Source organism: Pauljensenia sp. UMB3104 (genome assembly GCF_030217285.1).
GTDB lineage: Bacteria > Actinomycetota > Actinomycetes > Actinomycetales > Actinomycetaceae > Pauljensenia.
In genome coordinates, this window is the sequence record NZ_JASONN010000374.1 from 1 (window position 1) to 261 (window position 261).

Here is a 261-nt window from a genome sequence, read left to right on the forward strand (position 1 = left end):
GACAGGAGCTTGGCTTCCTTTGTTGTCGCGCTGCGGGCGCCGATCACCTGGCGGGCCGAGGCCAGGGTGACCCCGCGCTCGCGCATCAGGTCGTAGAGGGAGGCGGACTCGAGCTCCTGCATGGTCGGCGCGATGTCCGTCGGGATGAAGTTGGTAAGCACGGCGATCGGCTCGTCGTTGGCAAAACGCGTGCGCTCAATGTGGACGATGAGTGTTCCCTCGGTGATCTTGAGGACGTCGGCTTCCTGAGCGTTGGCAGGG

At 64.8% G+C, this 261-nt stretch carries 1 protein-coding gene; it reads right to left on the reverse strand.

Features of this window, described 5'->3' with window-relative positions:
- Positions 1 to 261 (reverse strand): UTRA domain-containing protein (locus QP415_RS12080; RefSeq protein ID WP_285100239.1); only part of this gene is annotated, 261 nt, incomplete at both ends.